We start from the raw sequence: 17441 nt of genomic DNA, 5'->3' as shown, positions 1-17441 counted from the left end.
CTTCGCAAAAGGGGACCCAGATCTGGGTCCCCTTTTCGCGTTTCACCACCTGGTACCGCGTGGACGCTCCACGGTTCGCGCGTGATTGAATTTGAGTCGACGGGAACGTCTCGTCGACCCTCACGCGCGCCAGCGCCGCGGCCGGGTACGGCAGCAGAGCTACTTACAGAGAGGGATCACCGTGTCGGAGCACAACGACGGTCGCAAACCGTTCCGCCGTAGCAGCGGATCGGGCCAGGGCGGTTTCGGCAATCGCGAGCGCGCCGAAGGCGGACGCGGTGATCGCGACAACAACGGGAACCGCGGCGAAGGCGGCCGCGATCGCGGCGGCTACAACCGCGACAATGCCGGCCGCGGTGGTTTCTCCCGCGACGGCGGCCACCGCGAAGGCGGCCGCGGCGGATTCAACCGTGACGGCGGCAACCGCGACGATCGTGGCGGCTTCAACCGTTCCCGCGATGACCGCGAGGGCAATCGCGGCGGCGGTTTCAACCGCTCGCGTGATGATCGCGAGGGCAACCGCGGTGGCGGTTTCAACCGCTCCGGCGAAGGCCGCGACGGCAACCGCGGCGGCTTCAACCGTTCCCGTGACGATCGCGACGGCAACCGTGGCGGCGGTTTCAACCGCTCCGGCGAAGGCCGCGACGATCGTGGTGGCTTCAACCGTTCTCGTGATGACCGTGAAGGCAATCGCGGTGGTGGCTTCAACCGTTCCGGTGGTCGTGATGATCGTGGTGGTTTCAATCGCAACCGGGATGACCGCGACGGTGGTCGTGGTGGTTTCAACCGTGACGGCGGCAACCGCGAGGATCGCGGCGGATTCAACCGTGACAGCGGCAACCGCGACGATCATGGTGGCTTCAACCGTTCTCGTGATGACCGTGAGGGCAATCGCGGTGGTGGCTTCAACCGTTCCGGCGGTCGTGATGATCGTGGTGGTTTCAACCGCAACCGCGACGACCGTGACAGCAACCGCGGCGGTTTCAACCGTTCCGGTGAGGGTCGCGAGGACCGCGGTGGTTACCGTTCGCGCGATGATCGCGCGGGCGGCCGGGGTGGCTTCGATCGTTCCGGTGGTCGTGATGACCGGGGTGGTTCCAACCGCAACCGCGATGACCGCGAGAGCGGCCGCGACTTCAACCGCGACCGTGGCGACCGTGACGACCGGAAGAGCTTCGGCCGCAGCGGTTTCGGCGACAAGCGCGACAATGCGGGCGGTTTCGACCGCGACCGGTCCGAGCGTTCCGATCGCCCCGAGCGGGATCGTTCCGGCTCGGATCGTCCGCAGCGTTCCTTCTCCGGTGACGATCGCCGCCGGGGCGGCGAGGGCGCTCGGGGCACCGGTGGCGGCGAGCGTCGTTCGGGCCGTCCGGACGAGCCGGCCCTGCCGGACGACGTGCAGGCCTCCGATCTCGAACCGGCTGTCCGTCGCGACCTGCTGAGCCTGGACAAGAGCAATGCCGAGGCCGTCGCCCGTCACCTGGTGATGGTGGCCCAGCTGCTCGACGAGGATCCCGAGGCGGCCCTCGCGCATGCCCGCGCGGCCCGTCAGCGCGCCGGCCGTATCGCCGTCGTGCGGGAGACCGCCGGTGTCGCCGCCTACCACGCCGGTGAGTGGGCCGAGGCGCTGTCCGAGCTGCGCACCGCGCGCCGCATGTCCGGCGGTTCCGGCCTGCTGGCCGTCATGGCCGACTGCGAGCGTGGTCTCGGCCGTCCGGAGCGCGCCATCGAACTCGGCCGCAGTGACGAGGCCCGCGCCCTGACCGGTGACGAGGCCACCGAACTGCGCATTGTGGTGGCGGGCGCGCGCATGGATCTCGGCCAGTACGACCAGGCCGTGGTGACCCTGCAGACCGCCGAACTGGATCCGTCCCGCACCGGCTCGGCCTCCGCGCGCCTGTTCTACGCCTACGCCGAGGCGCTCCTGGCCGCCGATCGTGGCGAGGAGGCGCTCACCTGGTTCATGAACGCGGCCTCCGCCGACCATGACGGCGAGACCGACGCCGAGGACCGTGCCGCCGAGCTGGCCGAGGGCGGCGCCCCGGAAAGCCATGACGGCGAAGAGGATTCCGACGATCCCGACGACTGGTTCGACGGCAGTGACGAGGACGACGAAGCCGAGGACAATCCGGCCGACGCCGACGTGAGCGCCGATTCCGACGCGACCGCCGACGCCGCGGCGGCCGGCGACAGCCCGGCGACCGACGCCGACACCACCTCCGCCAAGGACGCGTAAGACTGCGAGTGGCCGTGGATTCGGCTGCGAGGCAGGGTAATCGGAGTCAATCGGTGTCGGGCCGGTATCGGTCCGACACCTTTCGGACTCGTCGGTGCGAGATCATCGGCGGATTCGACGAGTTGTGAGAGGGGCGTGCTCATGCGGCTGAGGAGTCGGTTCGACGCACTGCTGCTGGATCTCGATGGCACCCTGTTCCGTGGCCACGAGGTGATTCCCGGTGCGCCGGAGGCGCTTTCGGGTGCTCCCGAGGATGCGCAGCGGCTGGTGTACGTCACCAACAATGCGAGCCGTTCGGCGCTCGGCGTCGCCGGCCATCTCCGGGATCTCGGTTTCGCCGCCACCGAGGACGAGGTGGTGACCAGCGCACAGGCTGCCGCGCACCTGCTCGCGGCCGAGCTCTCGCCGGGCTCGGCGGTCCTGGTGGTCGGCACCGACGACCTCGTCGCCGAGATCGAATGCGTTGGCCTGCAGGCCATCCGCCGCTTCAACGGCATCGCCCCGGCGGGTGTCGTCCAGGGCCACAACCCGAATACCGCCTGGGCGGATCTGGCGGAGGCCGCCTACGCCCTGCGTGCGGGCGCGGTGTGGGTGGCGGCCAATACCGATGCGACCCTGCCCAACGAGCGCGGTCTCGCGCCCGGCAACGGTTCCATGGTGGCCGCCCTGCGCACCGCGTCGGACCGTGAGCCCATTGTGGCGGGAAAGCCGTTCGCCCCGTTGATGGAAGATGCCCTGACCCGCGCGAAGACCCGTTCCGCCCTGGTCGTCGGCGATCGCCTGAACACCGATATCGACGGCGCGCACACGGTGGGCCTGGAGTCGCTCATGGTTCTCACCGGCGTGAGCACCCTGGAGGATCTCCGCACCCAGCCCGCGGACCGCCTCCCCACCTATGTCTCGGATTCCCTTGACGCCCTGAATCATCCGGTCGCCGACACGGCTCCGATCCCCGCGGACGCACAGGACATCGCCGCCGAGATCGCCGCCCGCCTGCGCGAGCATCCCGGCCGCGCGATCCCCGTCTCGGCCCCGCCGGCCGCCGACGACTAGATCGTCTGGGCCGGTGCGGGTTCGCTCGGTCCCACACTCGTGCCGCGCCTGGTATCGAACCAGCAGGATCAGCCCGGCCGCGAACATGTCCGCAGGCAGCGGACAGATTCGAGGTGAGCGCCGCGGCCAGTCCGTCGGTCGTGGTCTCGTCGTGCCGAAGGCAGGTTACGGTTTTCGCGCTTCGAAAAGCGTACGGCTGGAATGCGCTACGAACGATCCGCTCCGGGCGATCTCACAGTGCAGGTCGAACAGCCGGTCCCGGTATCCCTCGACGGTGAAGCCGGGCACCATCCAGATGACCTTGCGCAGGAAGTACACGACCGCGCCGATGTCGTGGAATTCCATCCGCAGCCGTTCGGGCAGCACCTGCACGAGTTCGAGTCCGGCCGCGCGCGCCCCGGCCGCCTCGACCTCGGGATCGCGTCCCCTGCGTGCCTCCGGTTGCGGTCCGAGGAAGTATTCGACGAGCTCGAAAACGCTGGCGGGTCCGACATGCTGGGCGAAGTAGGTGCCGCCGGGCCGCAGTACGCGGGCGATCTCGTCCCACCAGATGGTGACGGGATGCCGGCTCGTGACGAGATCGAAGGCTGAGTCCCCGAACGGCAGCGGCGGTTCGTCCGGATCGGCCACCACGACTGCCCCGCGCGGATGCAGCAGTCGCGTCGCCTTGGCGATATTCGGCGGCCATGACTCGGTGGCGACCATGGTCGGCGGCAGCACCTCGGCTTCGGCCAGTACTTCGCCGCCCCCGGTCTGGATGTCGAGCGCGGCCTGTGCCGTCGCGAGCCGTCGCGCCTGCTGCCGCTGGTAGCCCCAGGAGGGTCGTTCTTCGCTGGCGCGGCCGTCCAGCCAGCTGAAATCCCATCCGTCCACTGCTGCCGCGGCCGCTTCGGCCACCAGGTCCTCGAAGTTGCGGTCCATTTGCTCGATGCTGGCACACCGGGGCAAGTTCTTTTCCGGCAACACGGCGCGCTGACCGGGTGACCGATGGCCGTATTCGTGGGCGGGACGGTACGTGTGTTCGAATGCGAGTTCGGGTAGCGTTGTCGCCACGATGAATATGCCGACGCCTCGCCCGCCTATGCCCGCACAGGGACCTGTACCGGGACCCCGTCCCGGGGTTCCGATGCCGGGGCAGCATTTCGCGGGTGCGAATCAGGAGTTCGCCGATCCGGAGCGGATCAGGGCGGATGTCGATGCGTTGCTGGCCGAATTGGCGGCGGGCGCGCGGGATTCGGTGTCCGATGGCACGGATATCGTGCGGCGGGCCCGGATCCTGGAGCAGGCGCACGATGTGCTGGTGCAGGGCCTGGCAACGGTGGACAAGATCTGAGGTGGCCAGGCGCGCACGGGTGGACGCGGAACTGGTTCGCCGCGGGTTGGCGCGATCGCGGGAGCATGCGGTCGAGCTGATCTCCGCGGGCCGTGTCCTCATCAATGGAGCTGTGGCCACCAAACCGGCCACGGGGGTCGAGACGGGTACGCCGCTGCTGGTGCGGGATGAACCCGACGAGGTGCAGTGGGCCTCGCGGGGAGCGCACAAGCTGTTGGGCGCGCTCGAGGCGTTCGAGCCGCAGGGGGTGACCGTCGCGGGCAGGCGCTGCCTGGATGCGGGCGCGTCGACCGGCGGTTTCACCGATGTGCTGCTGTCCAGGGGCGCGAAGGAGGTCGTGGCCGCGGATGTCGGCTACGGGCAGTTGATCTGGCGACTACAGAACGATGAGCGCGTCCACGTGCTCGATCGGACGAACGTCCGCGCGCTGACGCCCGAACTCATCGACGGCCCAGTCGAATTGGTGGTCGCGGACCTGTCCTTCATCGGCCTGGGCCTGGTGCTGCCCGCGCTCGCGTCCTGCTGTCTGCCGGGCGCCGATCTGCTGCCGATGGTGAAGCCGCAATTCGAGGTCGGCAAGGAGCGGCTGGGATCCGGTGGCGTGGTGCGGGATCCGGCGCTGCGGGCCGAGGCGGTGCGCGATGTCGCGGCGGCCGCGGCCCGGCAGGGGCTGCGCACGCTCGGCGCGGTCGCCAGTCCGCTGCCCGGTCCGTCGGGGAATGTCGAATTCTTCCTGTGGCTGCGGAAAGTCGCGAATCCGGCGGCCGGTGCGGAGCCGCACACCGCCGACGGTGGCGCGCCCGCGTCGCCCGCCGGGGTGGTGCTCGAGGCGGTGGGCGGTGAACCTGTCACCGAGTACGCCTACGATGCGAATGAACAAGCGCGGGTTGCGGCGCTGATCGAACGCGCGGTGGAGGAGGGTCCGCAGTGAACGCGCCTGAGAGCGAGTGGACTGCGCTCGGCGGCGGGCAGGCCGAACGGCGGGCCCGCGAGATTCTGCTGGTCGCGCATCCGGGTCGGTCGGAGATCACCGAGACCGCGCATCGGGTGGCCAAGATCTTCGACGAGGCCGGTATCGGGCTGCGCGTCCTCGAGGACGAGGCGTACAGCACCCGTTTCGATCTGGATGACGCCGGCGAGGCCGACGGATACCCGGTGCGGGTGATGGAGCACGGTCCCGGTGCGGCGGTGGGCTGTGAGATGGTCCTCGCCCTCGGCGGTGACGGCACCTTCCTGCGCGCGGCCGAACTGGCCCGCGACGCGTCCGTGCCGGTGCTGGGAATCAACCTGGGCCGCATCGGTTTTCTCACCGAGGCCGAGGTGGAGCATCTCGATGACGCGCTGTCCCAGGTGGTCCGCCGCGACTACACCCTGGAAGAGCGTATGACCATCGATGTCTGCGTGCAGGTCGACGATGTGGTGGTGGAACGCGGCTGGGCGCTCAACGAGGCCAGTATCGAGAACGCCACGCGCATGGGCGTTCTGGAGGTGGTGCTGGAGGTCGACGGCCGTCCGGTCTCCTCCTTCGGCTGTGACGGCGTGTTGATCGCCACTCCCACCGGCTCCACCGCCTATGCCTTCTCGGCGGGCGGCCCGGTGGTGTGGCCGGAACTCGAAGCCCTGCTGGTGATTCCGAGCAATGCCCATGCCCTGTTCGCACGACCCCTCGTGACCAGCCCTGATTCGCTGATCGCGGTGGAAACCGTTGCCACGGGCCACGATGCGATAGTTTTCCTCGACGGCCGACGCACCCTCGCACTGCCGCGGGGCGGCCGGGTCGAAGCGGTCCGCGGGACCGAACCGGTGCGCTGGGTACGACTAGACTCCGCACCGTTCGCCGATCGGATGGTGCGCAAATTCCAGTTACCCGTGACAGGCTGGCGAGGCCGACGGCGGATGGAGAGCACGAGTGCTGACAGAGATCAGGATTGACGGGCTGGGCGTAATTTCCACCGCCACCGCGCAATTCCATGAAGGTTTGACTGTGTTGACCGGTGAGACCGGTGCGGGCAAGACCATGGTGGTGACGAGCCTGCACCTGCTCAGTGGCGCCCGCGCCGATCCGGGCCGGGTGCGGCTCGGGGCGCAGCGTGCGGTGGTGGAGGGCCGCTTCACCACCGCCGAGGTGCACGACAGCGCCCGCAACGAGGCCGAAGGGGTGCTCGAATCCACCGGCGGCGAACCCGATGACGACGGCAGCATCATCGCCGTGCGCACCGTCGGCAGCGACGGTCGTTCCCGCGCGCATCTGGGCGGTCGCAGCGTGCCCGCCTCGGTCCTGGGCGATTTCACGACCCCGCTGCTCACCGTGCACGGTCAGAACGATCAGCTGCGCCTGCAGCGCCCGGACCAGCAGCTGCACGCGCTGGACCAATTCGCTTCGGACAGTGTCGATTCGCTGCTGCGCAAATATCAGAAGGCGCGCAAGACCTGGCTCGATGCCCGCAATCAGCTGCTCGAGCGCACCGCCCGCAGCCGGGAGCTGGCGCTGGAAGCCGACCATCTCACCCAGTCGCTCAACGAGATCGACGCCGTCGCACCGGAACCCGGTGAGGACGAACACCTCGTCGCCGAAGTGCGCCGGTTGTCCGATCTGGATTCGCTGCGTGAGGCCGCGTCGACGGCCCATGACGCACTGGCCGGCCCCGCGGACAACCCGGGTGAGAATTCCGGCGCGCTGGATCTGCTCGGCACCGCCCGCGCCCGCATCGAAGCCTCCGACGACCCCGCGCTGACCGCCCTCGGCCCGCGCCTGGGCGATGCCATCTCGGTCGTGGTCGACCTGACCACCGAGCTCAGCTCCTACCTTTCGGATCTGCCGTCCGATCCGGGCGCGCTGGAGTCCATGCTCACCCGCCAGGCCGAGCTGAAGACGCTCACCCGCAAGTACGCACCCGATATCGACGGCGTCATCAAGTGGGCCGACGAGGCCCGCACCCGCCTGGCCTCCCTCGACGTCTCCGAGGAGGCGCTGGCCGCGCTGTCCGCCGAGGTCGAGACGAGCGCGGAGAAGGTCCGTGAAACCGCCCGCAAGCTGACGGCGGCCCGCACCAAGGCCGCCGGCAAGCTCGCCGCGGCGGTGAGCGCCGAACTCGGCGGTCTGGCCATGGGCCGGGCGCGGCTCGAGGTCGTGGTGGGTCCGATGCTCGCGGGCGTCCAGGATTCCGCGCCGCTCACCATCGACGGCAAGGAACTGCACGCGGGGTCCACCGGCGTGGACGATGTGGAATTCCGCCTGGCCGCGCATTCCGGCGCGCAGCCGCTGCCGTTGAGCAAGAGCGCTTCCGGTGGTGAGCTCTCCCGCATCATGCTCGCCCTCGAGGTCGTGCTGGCGAGCTCCGAGCACGGCACCACCATGGTCTTCGACGAGGTGGACGCCGGTGTCGGCGGTCGCGCCGCCGTCGAGATCGGCCGCCGCCTGGCCCGTTTGGCGCGCACCCACCAGGTGATCGTGGTGACGCACCTGCCGCAGGTGGCCGCCTTCGCCGATACGCATCTGGTGGTGGACAAGGTGGACGACGGCAAGGGCGTCAACTCCGGTGTCCGCGCTCTCACCCAGGACGAGCGCATCATCGAGCTGGCCCGCATGCTCGCGGGTATGGGCGATACCGAGACCGGTCGCGCGCACGCCTGGGAGCTGCTCACCACCGCGCACGCCGAGAAGGTTTCGGCCGCAAGCTGATCCGCCGCTCGCACGAATCGGGGCGTACTCCCACGGGAGTACGCCCGATTCGTGCTGCGGCGGGATGTCTCATCCGGTCGGCGCTGCCAGAGTTGCGGGCAGTGGCTCGACGACTCGGTGAGGTATCCATGAAGGACCGCTGGGCTTTTCCCGTACTGGTGCTGACGGCGACCGCGGGCGCGTTCGCCGCGGGTCTGGCGTGGATGACGCATATGCACCATCGCGCACTGCGTTTCGTCGATCCCGCGCGGATGGCCGACTTCGACTCCGGCTATGAGCGCCTGTCGGATCTGACCGTCATCCCCGCCGGTGTGCTGGGGGTCGTCGGCTCGATGCTGCTGCTCTGGCTGCGCCCGCGCGGCGTTGCGCCGTGGCTGATCGGAACCACTCTGCTGCTGCAGCTTTCGGTGTTCGTATCGCGAATCTGGTTGTGGGGCAGCTGGGCCGAGGAGGTTCGCGCCGCCGGATCGGTGTGGCGTGCGGACGGCAGCCCGCACGAATCCTATGTCCGCTATATGGACACCAACTGGGTGCGGATCCTGATCATCACCGCCTATACCCTGCTGGCGGCGGGAATGGTGGTCAGAGCTGGTCGGCCTCGGCGAGTGCCGCGCGAATGAGTGCCCGCGCCGCCCAGCTCATGGTCTCGGTGGTGGTTTCGGCGTCCAGGCCGCAGGTATCGCGTGCGGTGACGATGGCCTCCATCCCGTACACCATGGTGAGCGCGTGGGTCAGCCGGTCCAGCTGTTCGGGGGATAGTCGATCGGCCAAGGGGGAGACGGCGATTCGCGCCATCTCCAGCCGGGTGTTCCCCCGCACCGGTACTCGGTCGGCTTCGGGAACCTCCAGCTGATCGAACCATTGGTCGAGTGCGGCGCGCAGCAGTGTGCGCCAGACGGTTTCGTCCGCGAGCTGCATGTCGGCGGTGGTCCGGACGACGGTGTCCATGCGTTCTTCGGCTGTGCCGGACAGGGATTCGAGCAGGTCCGGGTATTCGCGGGAGTGGGTGATCTGCCTGCTGGCCACATCGGCCCACAGCGAACCGGTGTTGGGGAAGTACCGATACGCGGTGGCCGGTGACACGCGCGCCGCGTCGGCGACCTCGGCGATGGAGGGGGAGCGCCCGTCGCGGGCCAGGTTCACCGCCGCGTCCAGGAGTGCCTCACGGGTTCTCTGCTTCTGATTCTGACGACCACTCGTGAGAAATTTCTCTTGACGTGAGACACTCATCTCACGAAGATAGCACTGTCTCGTGAAAAGGAGGAAGTCATCATGACTAGGGACGAGATAGACGCCTTGTTCGCCCGGCACGCAGCCGCCGAGCACGACAAGGATGTGAAAGCCATCATGGATACCCTCGCCGAGGGCGTCGAGCACGAGGTGGTCGGTGACCCGCGGGGGGTGCTCACCGACCGCGAGGCCATCGTGCAGCGCTACCTCGAGCTCTTCGACGGCCTCACCGAGGAGAAGCTGGAGACCACCCGCCGTTACTACGGTGCGGATTTCTTCGTCGACGAATCCCATTGGTACGGCCGGGCAACCGGCATGTTCCTGGGCATCCCCGGCGGCAACCGCCCCGTCGACTTCCGGATCCTGCACGTCTGCGATCTGAAAGACGGCCGCATGAGCCGCGAGCAGGTCTGGCTCGATATGGCCGCCATCATGCAGCAGCTCGCCCCCGCACAGTAACCGAAAGAGAGCCTTTGAACATGATGCGTACGAGACTGGTGGCTGCCGTGGTCTTCGCCGGTGGCCTTGCCGCCGGTTTCGCCGGAACCGCGGCGGCGGTCCCGAACACCGGAAGCGCGGCCTTCGCCCAGCAGGGCGATCGCGGCCCTTTCACGCAGGAGAGCGAATGCCTCAGCCGCGGCAATCGCGGTATCGACGCCGGTGAGTGGAACGACTACGACTGCGTCGGCGGCCCGGGTAACTGGACCGTGGTGCCGAAGTAGGTCCCCGACACGGGTCCGGGCCGGTCGCGACAGACGCGACCGGCCCGGATCAGGTAGCGGGGGAGCCTATTTGGCGGCCTTGCGCACGCCGCCGATGAGGGTCTTGATCAGGCCCTGCAGTCCGATCTCGAGCACCTTGCCCGGTACGGGCAGGCTCGGCTCGGACTCCATGGTGTAGACCACGCGGGTGCCGCCGGGCGCGTCGCTGAACACGATGGTGCCGACGTGCCGCTTGACCGGCGCGCCCGCGATGACGCGGTAGACCATGCGCTCGTTGGGAACCAGTTCGGTGGTCTCCTCGGTGATGCCGAGTCCGGCCACGCCGAGCACGTACTGGGCGCCGACGCCGGACGGGATGCCCGCACCGGGCTTCTTCAGCTTGACCTGGATGGGCAGGTTGCCGTTGAGGCTGTCGCGCTCGCTGAAGAGCTTGTAGACGACCTCGCGCGGGGCGGGAAGGACCGTATCGACCGTGGTGCTGACCATGTCGTGAGCATATCCTTACCGGCCGGTAAGGAGATAGAGCCGGTGCCGATTTATCTCATGGCCCGAAATGGACATCCCCGGTGAAATCTGGCATCACTGTGACGAATGGGGAGCATGTTGCGGCGCGCCTCCACCATTGGTTGAGAGTTTGCGGTAATCATCGATCGTTATGAAGATGCTGGCCCTGCTGTCGCGTACCACCGAAACGCTGCCCGGAATCACCGGGATGGCCCGGGTCGACCGCAACACCAGGCGTCTGCTGCAGCGCGTCGGACCCGGTGACGTGGTGGTGCTGGACGAGATGGACCTGGACCGGCTCACCGCCGACCGGCTCGTCGAGGCCGGGGTCGCCGTCGTGGTCAACGCCTCGCCCTCGATCTCCGGGCGATACCCGAATCTCGGGCCGGAAGTTCTGGTGGCCAATGGGATCCTGCTGCTGGACGCGGTCAGCTCCGACGTCTTCACCAAGATCAAGGATGGCGCCAAGGTCCGGGTGGACGAGGGCATCGTCTACGCCGACAAGCTCTCCAAGAAGGAACCCGAGGCCCTGGTCGAGGGCATCGAGCTCACCGAGGCCGGCATCGCCGAGCGCATGATCGAGGCCCGCAACGGGCTGGCCGATCATCTGGAAGCCTTCGCGGGCAACACCATCGAGTTCATCCGCACCGAAAGTTCGCTGCTGATAGACGGAATCGGTGTGCCGGACGTCGTGCTGGAGATGAAGAAGCGGCATGTGGTGATCGTGGCCGACGCACCCGATCACGCCGAGGATCTGAAGCGGATCAAGCCGTTCATCAAGGAGTACGCGCCGGTCCTCATCGGCGTCGGCCGGGGCGCGGATACCTTGATGCGCAATGGATATCGCCCCGATCTGATCGTCGGCGATCCGGAGGAGATCACCGCCACCACGCTCAAGTGCGGTGCCGAGGTGATCCTGCCCGCCGATACCGACGGGCACGCAAAGGGTTTGGAACGCATCCAGGATCTGGGCATCGGGGCCACCACCTTCCCGTCCTCGGGCGCGCCCGCGGATCTCGCTCTGCTGCTTGCCGATCACCACGGGGCCTCGCTCATCGTGACCGTCGGCGCGGCCGCCTCCCTCGACGATTTCTTCGATCGCGGTCGGCGCGACTCGAATCCGGCCACCTTCCTCACCCGGTTGAAGATGGGCACCAAGCTCATGGACGCGAAAGCCGTTGCGTCGCTGTACCGGCACCGCGGCAACGGGTGGGCCATCGCACTCGTGGTGCTGGCCGCGCTGGTGGCGCTGATCGTCGCGCTGCTGGCCACGCACATGGGCGGGGAACTGGTGGCCTCGGCGGCCGACACCTGGGATCGTTTCTCCGCATGGGTTTCGGGATTCTTCGACCAGCACAGGTAGGGACGCATGATTTCCATTCGCCAGCACGCCATTTCGCTTGCGGCGGTCTTTCTGGCGCTCGCGGTCGGCGTGGTGCTGGGTGCGCGCACGCACGGTGACGGGCTCTTCGCCGGGGCGGGGGAGACGCAGCGGCTGGATGCGCTGACGGCCGAAAACGCCAGGCTCGCAGAGCAGGTCAAGGCTGCCGACACCTTCCTGGCCGGTGCGGCGGGCAAGCTGCTGACCGGCAGTCTCGCCAATCGCACCGTCCTGGTGTTCACCACGCCCGAGGTGGACACCGCCGACGCGGACGCGGTCAGCGCCGCGCTCACCACCGCCGGGGCGACGGTGACCGGGCGGGTCGGACTGACGGGCGCATTCACCGATTCCTCCGAGGCGGACCGGCTGCGGACCACGCTGGTCAATGTCGTCCCGGCGGGCGCGCAGTTGAAAGTCGATGCGGCGGACCAGGGTTCGCTGGCCGGGGATCTGCTCGGGCAGGCGCTGCTGGCCGATCCGGTGAGCGGGCAGCAGCGCGGGAGCGACCAGGAACGCGGTCTGGCGCTGGAGACCTTGCGCGGCGGCGGCTTCCTCACCTTCGGTGACGTCAAGCCCGCGCAGCTGGCCGTCGTGGTCGCCGGCGACGGTGCCCGCGCCGGCGAGAACAACCGCGGCACCATCATCGCCCGATTCGCCGGCGGGCTGCGGGCGCACAGTGCGGGTGTGGTGCTGGCGGGTCGCTACGGGGCGGCCGAAGGCGACGGGCCGATCGCGGTCGCGCGCTCGGAAGCACCGCTGGCAACGGTCACCACCGTCGACAATGTGGATCACGAGATCGGGCGGATCACCACTGTGCTCGGGCTCACCGAGCAGCTGAACGGCGGCACCGGGCGATACGGGACGGGCGATCGGGCGACCTCGCTCACAGTCGCGGCCATGCCGCGCTGACAGAACCAGCCATTCATCCGCAACCGGTGCGCGTGGCACTCCGAGGCCCCGGAAATCCGTGTTACTGTGAAGACCCGTGGGTAATTCACGGATTCCGGCGCGCGCGGCCACGAAACACATCTTCGTCAGCGGCGGCGTCGCCTCTTCACTCGGTAAGGGCCTGACCGCCTCCAGCCTCGGTCAGCTGCTTACGTCGCGCGGGTTGCGCGTCACGATGCAGAAGCTGGATCCGTACCTGAACGTCGATCCCGGCACCATGAATCCTTTCCAGCACGGTGAGGTGTTCGTGACCGAGGACGGCGCGGAGACGGACCTCGATGTGGGTCACTACGAACGCTTCCTCGACCGCGATCTGTCGGGCGACGCGAATGTGACCACCGGCCAGGTGTATTCGAAGGTGATCGCCAAGGAGCGGCGCGGCGAATACCTCGGCGACACGGTGCAGGTGATTCCGCACATCACCGATGAGATCAAGTACCGGATTCTCGCCATGGCGGCGCCCGATCTGCACGGGCAGACCCCCGACGTGGTGATCACCGAAATCGGTGGCACCGTGGGCGATATCGAGTCGCAGCCGTTCCTGGAGGCGGCGCGGCAGATCCGCCACGAGGTGGGTCGCGACAATTGCTTCTTCCTGCACGTCACGCTGGTGCCGTTCCTCGGCCCGTCGGGCGAGCTCAAGACCAAGCCGACCCAGCACTCGGTGGCGGCGCTGCGCAATATCGGCATCCAGCCCGACGCGTTGATCCTGCGTTGCGACCGTGAGGTGCCGCAGCCGCTCAAGAACAAGATCGCGCTCATGTGCGACGTGGATGTGGACGCCTGCATCTCGACGCCGGACGCGCCGTCCATCTACGACATTCCGAAGGTGCTGCACCGCGAGGGCCTCGACGCCTACGTCGTGCGCCGCCTCGGCCTGCCCTTCCGGGACGTGGACTGGACCGTGTGGGGCGATCTGCTGGACCGCGTGCACAACCCGCGCGAGCAGGTCACCATCGCGCTGGTCGGCAAGTACGTCGACCTGCCGGACGCCTACCTATCGGTTACCGAGGCCCTGCGCGCGGGTGGTTTCGCGGCCCGCGCCAAGGTCAACATCCGCTGGGTGCAGTCCGACGAGTGCGAGACCGACGCCGGTGCGCAGCAGCATCTTTCGGACGTCGACGGCATCCTGATCCCCGGCGGCTTCGGCATCCGCGGTATCGAGGGCAAGGTCGGCGCCATTCGCTACGCCCGCAAGCGCGGCATCCCGCTGCTCGGCCTGTGCCTGGGCCTGCAGTGCGTGGTGATCGAGGCGGCCCGCTCGGCCGGTCTCAAGGACGCCAACTCGACCGAGTTCGAGCCCGACGTCAAGTACCCGGTCATCTCCACCATGGCCGATCAGGAGCAGGCCGTGGCCGGTGAAGCCGATCTCGGCGGCACCATGCGCCTGGGCGCGTACCCGGCGGTCCTCGAGAAGGGTTCCGTCGTGGCCCAGGCCTACGGCGAGACCGAGGTCTCCGAACGGCACCGCCACCGCTTCGAGGTGAACAACACCTACCGCGACAAGATCGCCAAGAGCGGCCTGAAGTTCTCCGGCACCTCCCCGGACGGCCACCTGGTCGAATTCGTGGAGTACCCGCAGGACAAGCACCCCTTCCTGGTGGCCACCCAGGCCCACCCGGAGTTGAAGTCCCGCCCGACCCGCCCCCACCCGCTGTTCGCGGCCCTGGTCGGCGCGTCGCTGAAATACAAGGCCGCCGAACAGCTTCCGGTGGAGATCCCGAACGAGATCCCCGTCGCCGAGGCAGCCAAGAGCTGACCGCATCTGCCGGAAGGCCCGGACGCTCCCAGCGTCCGGGCCTTCCGTGTGTCGAGAGCGCCGGAACCGGAACTCGTTTGCCCGTACCCGAGGCGGCGAACTCCCGCGCGCTACGGTTTCCCGGTGGCATCTTCCGACGTGAACGAATCAGCGCCCGGTACGCACGTGTTCGATACCGTGTCCAGCCGCACGGTCTACTCCGGTGCGATTCTGGCCCTGCGGCTGGATCAGGTGGTCATGCCCGGCGGCCGGGTCGCCGAGCGCGAGGTGATCGAGCACCATGCCGCTGTCGCGGTGGTCGCGGTGGACGCGGACGGCAATCTGGTGCTGATCAACCAGTACCGGCATCCGATCGGGCGTCGCCTGCTGGAGCTGCCCGCCGGCCTGCTCGACCAGCAGGGCGAGGATCCGCTCGAGGCGGCCGAGCGCGAACTCGCCGAGGAAACCGGTCTCGCGGCCCGCGAATGGGCGGTGCTGGTCGATGTGGCGCTGTCCCCGGGCTTCACCGACGAGGCCCTGCGCGTGTACCTGGCCTCCGATCTCTACGAAACCGACCGCCCCGACCCCGAATTGGAAGAGGCGGATATCCAAATCGTGCGCATGCCGCTCGACGACGCGGTACAGGCGGCTCTGGCCGGTGAGATCACCAACGCCACCGCCGTCGCGGGCATCCTGGCCCTCAGCACGGCACGGTCCACCGGGGCGAAGCTCCGTCCAGCGGACGCACCCTGGCCGGGCATGCCCACGGCCTTCCTCGACCGCAAAGCAGCTCGGCGGTAGCCGCTGGGCCCCGAGCGCACTCGAATCACCGTCGGCGGCAGACCGTTCCGCCGCACCTCAGCGGCGTTGGGTGACCTTTATGCCCAAGCCTGGACGCCAGTGCTGGATGATCAGGAGTTCGCCGGCTTCGTCGACGGTGGTGAGGGTCGCGCCGGTGAGGTCGAGGCGGAAGTCGTGGACGCCCACGGGTGAACCCAGTTCGGCCTTTTCCGGCCCGGTGATCTCCTTCGCGACACCTGTCACTTTGGCGTCACCGTCAGCCGGGTGGGCGTGGATCGCGCAGCGGCCGTCGCGTAGTAGGTCATGGGCTTTGCGGGCGGCGGGCATGGAACCGAACATCAGGTCCACGCCGATGAAGGTGACCTCCGAACCGCTCACCCTGGGGGAGCCGTCGCGGCGCAGTGTCGCCAGGACGTGGGTTTTGTGGGCCTCGAAGCGCTGTCGCACCTGGGCGGCCAACTCGGGTGCCTCGGTCGTGAACTCCTGCCACGTTGCCATGACGTCAGGGTGCCAGAGGGCACCGACAGAACCGGGATCGTGATGTGGCCTGCGGTGTTTCGGGAGGCGGGGTTGTCGGTGGGGGCTGCCATGATGGCACGCGTGCATGGGAACGCGTGGTGCTGAAGCGGCAGATCGACGCCTATCTCGACCATTTGACGGTCGAGCGCGGCGCCGCGCGCAATACCCTTGCCGCCTATCGGCGGGATCTGGCGCGGTATCGGAAGTTCTTGGGGGAGCGGGGCGTCGAGACGCTGGCGAAGGTCGCCGAAACCGATATCGGGGATTTCATGGTGGCGCTGCGCGCGGGGGATGCGGATCATCCGGCGCTGGCGGCCAGTTCGGCGGCACGGGCCTTGGTCGCCGTGCGCGGCCTGCATCGCTTCGCGGCCGCCGAAGGTATCGCCGAGGCCGATGTGGCGCACCCGGTGAAGCCGCCCACCCCGGCCCGGCGATTGCCGAAAGCGCTCCCGTACGAGCAGGTTTCGCGCCTGTTGGAGGCAGCGGGCGGCGATGCCGCGGACGGCCCCCGGGGCCTGCGGGACAGGGCGCTGCTGGAGCTGCTGTACTCCACGGGCGCTCGGATCTCGGAGCTGGTCGGGCTCGATGTGGACGATATCGACACCGCCGAGCGCGCGGTTGTCCTGCACGGCAAGGGCGGTAAGCAGCGCATGGTCCCCATCGGCCGCCCCGCCCTGGCCGAACTCGATGCCTACCTGGTCCGGGGCAGGCCCGCCCTGGCCGCGCGCGGCAAAGGCAACCCCGCCCTGTTTCTGAACCACCGCGGCGGCCGACTATCCCGCCAGTCCGCCTGGCAGACCCTGCAATCCGCCGCGGACCGCGCCGGAATCGCCGCCCAGGTCTCCCCGCACACCCTGCGTCACTCCTTCGCCACCCACCTGCTCGACGGTGGCGCGGACGTCCGTGTGGTCCAGGAACTGCTGGGCCACGCCTCGGTCACCACCACCCAGATCTACACGCTGGTGACGGTCGGCACGCTGCACGAGGTCTGGGCCACCGCGCATCCGCGCGCCCGGTGATCGACTGTCGCAGGTGTCGGCGGGCAACAGGATCTGTTGTCGCACAGCCAGTTCCGCGAATCGCAGGGCGAGGCGTTCACCAGGCGGATCGAGGTGGATTCCGGCGTATTCCCGCCGACGGCGGGGCGTGGCAGCAGAATGGGGCAATCCCGTAGGACTACGAGGAGAAAGCGCCTCCGATCAGTGACGCAACCGGTCGGCGGCGCGATTTCTAGGTCTGAAGTGCAGGTTTACAGTGCGTGTCCGAGCGTTGGTCTTGCGCTGGCAGACGGTAG

General features: G+C 68.5%; 17 protein-coding genes and 1 pseudogene. 14 read left to right on the top strand and 4 right to left on the bottom strand.

Features of this window, described 5'->3' with window-relative positions; all coding sequences use genetic code 11:
• Nucleotides 1-1153: 1153 nt before the first annotated feature.
• Both JK358_RS08130 and JK358_RS08125 read left to right on the top strand, forming a co-directional pair.
• A pseudogene (locus JK358_RS08130) lies at nucleotides 1154-2026 on the top strand (hypothetical protein); the annotation flags it as partial.
• A 351-nt stretch (nucleotides 2027-2377) separates the two neighbouring features.
• On the top strand, nucleotides 2378-3289 hold the full coding sequence (locus tag JK358_RS08125; RefSeq protein ID WP_201945158.1) for an HAD-IIA family hydrolase: 912 nt from the start codon (nucleotides 2378-2380) through the stop codon (nucleotides 3287-3289).
• 165 nt (nucleotides 3290-3454) lie between these two features.
• Here the strand turns inward: JK358_RS08125 and JK358_RS08120 are convergent, their stop codons facing one another.
• Entirely contained in the window at nucleotides 3455-4210 is a 756-nt protein-coding gene (locus tag JK358_RS08120) for a class I SAM-dependent methyltransferase (RefSeq protein ID WP_201945157.1), read from the bottom strand.
• 205 nt (nucleotides 4211-4415) lie between these two features.
• On the opposite strand from JK358_RS08120, the gene JK358_RS08115 reads away from it, so the two are divergent.
• From JK358_RS08115 to JK358_RS08095, 5 genes are all read left to right on the top strand, one after another.
• Complete coding sequence (locus JK358_RS08115; RefSeq protein ID WP_232850854.1) at nucleotides 4416-4622, top strand: hypothetical protein; 207 nt, start codon at nucleotides 4416-4418, stop codon at nucleotides 4620-4622.
• A 1-nt stretch (nucleotide 4623) separates the two neighbouring features.
• Complete coding sequence (locus JK358_RS08110; protein WP_201945155.1) at nucleotides 4624-5553, top strand: TlyA family RNA methyltransferase; 930 nt, start codon at nucleotides 4624-4626, stop codon at nucleotides 5551-5553.
• Entirely contained in the window at nucleotides 5550-6554 is a 1005-nt protein-coding gene (locus JK358_RS08105) for an NAD kinase (RefSeq protein WP_201945154.1), read from the top strand. Before JK358_RS08110 ends, JK358_RS08105 begins: the two co-directional genes overlap by 4 nt.
• On the top strand, nucleotides 6532-8304 hold the full coding sequence (gene recN, locus JK358_RS08100) for a DNA repair protein RecN (protein ID WP_201945153.1): 1773 nt from the start codon (nucleotides 6532-6534) through the stop codon (nucleotides 8302-8304). The genes JK358_RS08105 and recN overlap by 23 nt, the downstream gene beginning before the upstream one ends.
• Nucleotides 8305-8405: 101 nt before the next feature.
• Nucleotides 8406-8924: a hypothetical protein gene (locus JK358_RS08095; RefSeq protein WP_201945152.1), complete on the top strand. Its 519-nt coding sequence runs from the start codon at nucleotides 8406-8408 to the stop codon at nucleotides 8922-8924.
• Here JK358_RS08095 and JK358_RS08090 read toward each other — a convergent pair.
• Nucleotides 8887-9534 carry a TetR/AcrR family transcriptional regulator gene (locus JK358_RS08090; RefSeq protein WP_201945151.1) on the bottom strand — a complete coding sequence of 216 codons (648 nt, stop codon included), beginning with the start codon at nucleotides 9532-9534 and terminating at the stop codon, nucleotides 8887-8889. The two genes, JK358_RS08095 and JK358_RS08090, sit on opposite strands and share 38 nt — an antisense overlap.
• A 42-nt stretch (nucleotides 9535-9576) precedes the next feature.
• On the opposite strand from JK358_RS08090, the gene JK358_RS08085 reads away from it, so the two are divergent.
• Both JK358_RS08085 and JK358_RS08080 read left to right on the top strand, forming a co-directional pair.
• Nucleotides 9577-9993: an ester cyclase gene (locus JK358_RS08085; RefSeq protein WP_201945150.1), complete on the top strand. Its 417-nt coding sequence runs from the start codon at nucleotides 9577-9579 to the stop codon at nucleotides 9991-9993.
• Nucleotides 9994-10013: 20 nt separating this feature from the next.
• On the top strand, nucleotides 10014-10256 hold the full coding sequence (locus JK358_RS08080) for a hypothetical protein (protein WP_201945149.1): 243 nt from the start codon (nucleotides 10014-10016) through the stop codon (nucleotides 10254-10256).
• A gap of 66 nt (nucleotides 10257-10322) precedes the next feature.
• Here the strand turns inward: JK358_RS08080 and JK358_RS08075 are convergent, their stop codons facing one another.
• A complete protein-coding gene (locus JK358_RS08075; RefSeq protein WP_201945148.1) occupies nucleotides 10323-10742 on the bottom strand; it encodes an SRPBCC family protein in 420 nt (139 codons plus the stop codon).
• 169 nt (nucleotides 10743-10911) lie between these two features.
• Between JK358_RS08075 and steA the strand changes: the two genes are divergently transcribed.
• The 4 genes from steA to JK358_RS08055 all read left to right on the top strand — a co-directional run bounded on the left by steA (nucleotide 10912) and on the right by JK358_RS08055 (nucleotide 15628).
• Nucleotides 10912-12123: a putative cytokinetic ring protein SteA gene (steA, locus tag JK358_RS08070; protein ID WP_201945147.1), complete on the top strand. Its 1212-nt coding sequence runs from the start codon at nucleotides 10912-10914 to the stop codon at nucleotides 12121-12123.
• Nucleotides 12124-12129: 6 nt separating this feature from the next.
• Nucleotides 12130-13050: a copper transporter gene (locus tag JK358_RS08065; protein WP_201945146.1), complete on the top strand. Its 921-nt coding sequence runs from the start codon at nucleotides 12130-12132 to the stop codon at nucleotides 13048-13050.
• 76 nt (nucleotides 13051-13126) lie between these two features.
• Nucleotides 13127-14848 carry a CTP synthase gene (gene pyrG, locus JK358_RS08060; protein ID WP_201945145.1) on the top strand — a complete coding sequence of 574 codons (1722 nt, stop codon included), beginning with the start codon at nucleotides 13127-13129 and terminating at the stop codon, nucleotides 14846-14848.
• 123 nt (nucleotides 14849-14971) lie between these two features.
• The gene (locus JK358_RS08055) at nucleotides 14972-15628 is read left to right on the top strand and encodes an NUDIX domain-containing protein (protein WP_307817374.1); all 657 of its coding nucleotides are present in this window, start codon (nucleotides 14972-14974) and stop codon (nucleotides 15626-15628) included.
• Nucleotides 15629-15685: 57 nt separating this feature from the next.
• Here JK358_RS08055 and JK358_RS08050 read toward each other — a convergent pair whose 3' ends face one another.
• Nucleotides 15686-16126, bottom strand: a complete 441-nt coding sequence (locus tag JK358_RS08050) for a pyridoxamine 5'-phosphate oxidase family protein (protein ID WP_201945144.1) — start codon at nucleotides 16124-16126, stop codon at nucleotides 15686-15688.
• 116 nt (nucleotides 16127-16242) lie between these two features.
• Here JK358_RS08050 and xerD point away from each other — a divergent pair, with 116 nt between their 5' ends.
• The gene (gene xerD, locus JK358_RS08045; protein WP_201945143.1) at nucleotides 16243-17166 is read left to right on the top strand and encodes a site-specific tyrosine recombinase XerD; all 924 of its coding nucleotides are present in this window, start codon (nucleotides 16243-16245) and stop codon (nucleotides 17164-17166) included.
• Nucleotides 17167-17441: the final 275 nt, after the last annotated feature.

Origin of the sequence: Nocardia acididurans (genome assembly GCF_016741815.1) — a bacterium.
GTDB lineage: Bacteria > Actinomycetota > Actinomycetes > Mycobacteriales > Mycobacteriaceae > Nocardia > Nocardia acididurans.
Note: the sequence above shows the minus strand (reverse complement) of the source record. Positions and strands in the feature narration are given on the sequence as shown.